Source organism: Marinitoga sp. 1197 (assembly GCF_001021165.1).
In the GTDB taxonomy this organism is placed as follows: Bacteria; Thermotogota; Thermotogae; order Petrotogales; family Petrotogaceae; genus Marinitoga.
On the sequence record NZ_AZAY01000030.1, the window covers coordinates 1 to 4976 of the forward strand.

Here is a 4976-nt window from a genome sequence, read left to right on the forward strand (position 1 = left end):
ACTCTAAATTGTTATGACCTGTCTTATATTGTGTTCAAGTGTGATCGTGTTTTTTTTTTTTCAAGCAGAAGACGGCATACGAGATCAGCCTCGGTCTCGTGGGCTCGGAGATGTGTATAAGAGAACAGATTTAACAGGGGGTAAAATAAAAAGAGGGGCGCTACCTACTCTCGCATGGATTTCCCATACTACCATCGGCCTGGATATGCTTAACGGTCGGGTTCGGCATGGTTCCGCGTGTTTCCATATCCAGTATCTGCACCCCTCAAAACTCATTCACATGTGCATAGTTACTTAATAAGGTCAAGGCCTCGGGCTATTAGTACCGGTCAGCTCAATACATCACTGTACTTACACTTCCGGCCTATCTACGTCCTAGTCTCGAACTGCCCTTACCTCCGAAGAGTGGGAAACCTCATCTCGGGGCCCGTTTCCCGCTTAGATGCTTTCAGCGGTTATCGGTCAGGTACATAGCTACTCAGCTCCTGCTCCTGGCGGAACAGCTGATTCACCAGCGGTACCCTCACACCGGTCCTCTCGTACTAGGTGTGACCCCCCTCAAGTTTCCTACGCCCGCAGCAGATAGGGACCGAACTGTCTCACGACGTTCTGAACCCAACTCACGTACCGCTTTAATGGGCGAACAGCCCAACCCTTGGGACCTACTTCAGCCCCAGGATGCGATGAGTCGACATCGAGGTGCCAATCCGCGCCGTCGATATGAACTCTTGAGCGCGATAAGCCTGTTATCCCCGGGGTAACTTTTATCCGTTGATCGACGGCCCTTCCACTCGGATCCGCCGGGTCACTAAGACCGTGTTTCCACCCTGCTCGACCTGTCAGTCTCGCAGTCAGGCAGGCTTTTGCCTTTACACTCTCCTGTGGATTTCCAACCCACATGAGCCTACCTTCGCGCACCTCCGTTACTCTTTAGGAGGCGACCGCCCCAGTCAAACTGCCCACCTAACACTGTCCCATCTGTGCTCTTCACACTTAATGGTTAGTAACCCATCATGCTGAGGGTGGTATCCCACCAGCGGCTCCACCTACCCTTGCGAGCAGGCTTCTTCGCCTCCCACCTATCCTGTACACAACATGACAAGTTACAATGTCAGGCTACAGTAAAACTCCACGGGGTCTTTCCGTCTAACTGCGGGTACTGGGCATCTTCACCCAGTCTGTAATTTCACCAGGCCCTCCGCTGAGACAGTGTCCAAATCGTTACGCCATTCATGCAGGTCGGAACTTACCCGACAAGGAATTTCGCTACCTTAGGACCGTTATAGTTACGGCCGCCGTTTACCGGGGCTTCGGTTCGTACCTCTCAGCACTCCCCTTAACCTTCCGGCACTGGGCAGGCGTCAGACCCTATACGTCCTCTTTTGGAGTTCGCAGAGTCCTGTGTTTTTGGTAAACAGTCGCCTGGACCTTGTCACTGCGACTCCCCAATGCAGTTGCCCACATCAAGGAGCACCCCTTCTCCCGAAGTTACGGGGCTATTTTGCCGAGTTCCTTAGCGGAGGTTAGCCTGCTCCCCTTAGCCTTCTCAGCTCACCCACCTGTGTCGGTTTTCGGAACGGGCATATCTGTACCGATAAGCGAGGTTTTTCTTGGCAGCATGGCTACCACCTCGTTGGACTTATGTCCTCCCCATCACGCTTCAGCCTCCACTTCCGGATTTCCCTGGAAGTTTCTTCGACCTTTGCGCTTGGATGAGCTTGCCACTTGCTCACGAGGCTTTACCTTCTGCGTCACCCCTCTTATCTTGACAGCACAGATATGGCACGGGATTTTTTACCCGTTTTCCATCGGTTACTCCTTTCGGATTCACCTTAGGTCCCGGCTTACCCTGGGCGGACGACCCTTCCCCAGGTACCCTTGGGCTTTCGGGGGGAAGGATTCTCACCTTCCTCTCGTTACTCATGCCCACATCCGCTCTTGTGCTTCGTCCAGTAATCCTCGCGAATTACCTTCTCCCTACTGCACAATGCTCCCCTACCAATCCGCAGATTCCGCAGCTTCGGAGTACAGCTTTAGCCTCCTTACATTTTCGGCGCAGTCCGCCTCAACCGGTGAGCTGTTACGCACTCTTTTAATGATGGCTGCTTCTAAGCCAACATCCCGGCTGTCTCTGGCAGTCCACTACCTTTCACACTTAGCTGTCTCTTCGAGCCCTTAGCTGGCGGTCTGGGCTGTTTCCCTCTCGACCATGGAGCTTTTCCCCCACAGTCTGTCTCCCATACTTTAACTTACGGTATTCGGAGTTTGACAAGTTTCGGAGGTTACCCCCCTACGCCTATCAGTGCTCTACCCCCGTAAGTCTTGTATGAGGCCGTGCCTACACACGTTTCGGGGAGATCCAGCTATCACCAGGTTCGGTTGGCTTTTCACCCCTATCCACAGGTCATCCGAATGCGTTTCACTGCATACCGGTTCGGGCCTCCATTGCGTTTCACCGCAACTTCACCCTGCCCATGGATAGCTCACCTGGCTTCGGGTCTGCATATATTGACTCTACGCCCTTTTCAGGCTCGCTTTCACTTCGGCTTCGCCTCTCCCGGCTTAACCTCGCCAATACATGCAATTCGTGGGCACATTAATCAAAAGGCACGCGGTCACTCTTTCGAGCTCCCACTTCTTGTAGGCTTACGGTTTCAGGTTCTCTTTCACTCCCCTCCCGGGGTCCTTTTCACCTTTCCCTCACGGTACTTTTCCGCTATCGGTCGACGGGTAGTATTTAGCCTTGGATGGTGGTCCACCCTGATTCACGCAGGATTCCTCGTGTCCCACGCTACTTGGGATAGTAATCCAGAGTTCCGTATGTATTTCGCCTACGGGACTTTCACCCTCTTCGGTTTGACTTCCCAGTCAATTCGGCTATACATACTTTCACTCCGAGCCTCGTGCAGTCGGCTCCGATTACTTCCCGCTACCCCATGTAGGCAACGGCCGCACCCTTTTACACCTACATGGTTTTGGCTCTTCCCCTTTCGCTCGCCACTACTCAGGGAATCTCTTTTGATTTCTTTTCCTCCGGGTACTAAGATGTTTCCCTTCCCCGGGTTCGCCTCCCTTTCGGGATTTTCGGGTTCCCCCATTCGGATATCCACGGATCTACGCTCGCTTGCAGCTCCCCGTGGCTTTTCGCAGCTTGCCACGTCCTTCTTCGCCTCCCGTCGCCTAGGCATCCGCCGTAAGCCCTTTTTACCTTGACCTTATCTTTCACTATGCACTTGTCAATGAGCTGGTGGAGTAGAGGGGACTTGAACCCCTAGCCTTCTGCGTGCAAGGCAGACGCTCTCCCAATTGAGCTACTACCCCACTCCTTCACTACTGAACAGAGACACCCTTTCTCCTTAGAAAGGAGGTGATCCAGGCGCACCTTCCGGTACACCTACCTTGTTACGACTTAGCCCCCCTCGCTGACTCCACCCTCAATAGCCGGCCTCCTTTCGGTTAGCCTGACCATCTTCGGGCGTTTCCAACTCGGGTGGCTTGACGGGCGGTGTGTACAAGACCCGGGAACGTATTCACCGCAGTGTGGCTGACCTGCGATTACTAGCGATTCCGGCTTCATGCAGTCGGGTTTCAGACTGCAATCTGAACTGGGGCAGGGTTTCTGAGATTCGCTCCACCTTTCAGCTTCGCTTCCCTCTGTCCCTGCCATTGTAGCGCGTGTGTCGCCCAGGACATAAGGGGCACGATTACCTGACGTCATCCCCTCCTTCCTCCGCCTCGTCGGCGGCTGTCCCGTTAGAGTCCCCACCTTTACGTGCTGGTAACTAACGGCAAGGGTTGCGCTCGTTGCGGGACTTAACCCAACACCTCACGGCACGAGCTGACGACGGCCGTGCACCACCTGTGTAGGCTCCTAATACCGAAGTATTAGGTCCCCCTTATCTCTAAGAGGTACTACCTACATGTCAAGCCCTGGTAAGGTCCTTCGCTTAGCTTCGAATTAAACCACACGCTCCACCGCTTGTGCGGGTCCCCGTCAATTCCTTTGAGTTTCATCCTTGCGGACGTACTCCCCAGGCGGCCCACTTATCGCCTTAGCTTCAGCACGAACGGTACTACCGCTCACACCTAGTGGGCATCGTTTACGGCTAGGACTACCCGGGTATCTAATCCGGTTTGCTCCCCTAGCTTTCGGGCCTCAGCGTCAGGTTTACCCCAGGAGACCGTCTTCACCACCGGCCTTCTTACCTGTATCTACGCATTTCACCGCTACACAGGTAATTCCGTCTCCCTCTAGTAACCTCAAGTCTAACAGTTTCAGACGCATCCCCCTGGTTGAGCCAGGTACTTTTACATCTGACTTATTAGACCGCCTACACCCCCTTTACGCCCAGTGATTCCGGGCAACGCTCGCCCCCTACGTATTACCGCGGCTGCTGGCACGTAGTTAGCCGGGGCTTTTCTTTATCTACCCTCATCTGTGGGCCATTCCCTTCCCACTTTATTGTTCGATAAATTCAGGAGTTTACGTCCCGAAGGACTTCGTCCTCCACGCGGCGTCGCTGGATCAGGGTTTCCCCCATTGTCCAATATTCCCCACTGCTGCCTCCCGTAGGAGTGGGGGCCGTGTCTCAGTCCCCCTGTGGCCGGCCACGCTCTCACGCCGGCTACCCGTCGTCGGCTTGGTAGGCTTTTACCCTACCAACTACCTGATGGGTCGCAGGCAGCTCCTCCAGCCATGCCTTAGCACGCTTTCACCTCTCGGTCTCATCCGGTATTAGCCATCGTTTCCAATGGTTGTCCCGGTCTGGAGGACACTTTCCTACGCGTTACTCACCCGTTCGCCACTGGTACTACTCCCCGAAGAGAGCCTCCCCGTTCGACTTGCATGTGTTAAGCACGCCGCCAGCGTTCGCCCTGAGCCAGGATCAAACCCTCCATCCAACTCTTCGAGTTCGATCTCTTCGCTCTCTCTTCTTACTTCCGCTGGGTGTCTCTGTTCACTTGTCAAGGAGCTT

1 tRNA gene and 3 rRNA genes are annotated in these 4976 nt (G+C 54.4%); all 4 read right to left on the bottom strand.

Annotation, left to right across the window (positions count from 1 at the left end):
• Window positions 1–152 precede the first annotated feature (152 nt).
• Window positions 153–266 (bottom strand): 5S ribosomal RNA (gene rrf, locus X275_RS08465).
• A 33-nt stretch (window positions 267–299) separates the two neighbouring features.
• Window positions 300–3215 (bottom strand): 23S ribosomal RNA (locus tag X275_RS08470).
• A 30-nt stretch (window positions 3216–3245) separates the two neighbouring features.
• Window positions 3246–3321: transfer RNA gene (locus X275_RS08475), tRNA-Ala, on the bottom strand.
• Window positions 3322–3360: 39 nt separating this feature from the next.
• Window positions 3361–4902: ribosomal RNA gene (locus X275_RS08480) — 16S ribosomal RNA — on the bottom strand.
• The 16S, 23S and 5S rRNA genes sit together here with 1 tRNA gene alongside, the layout of an rRNA operon.
• Between the last annotated feature and the right edge of the window lie 74 nt (window positions 4903–4976).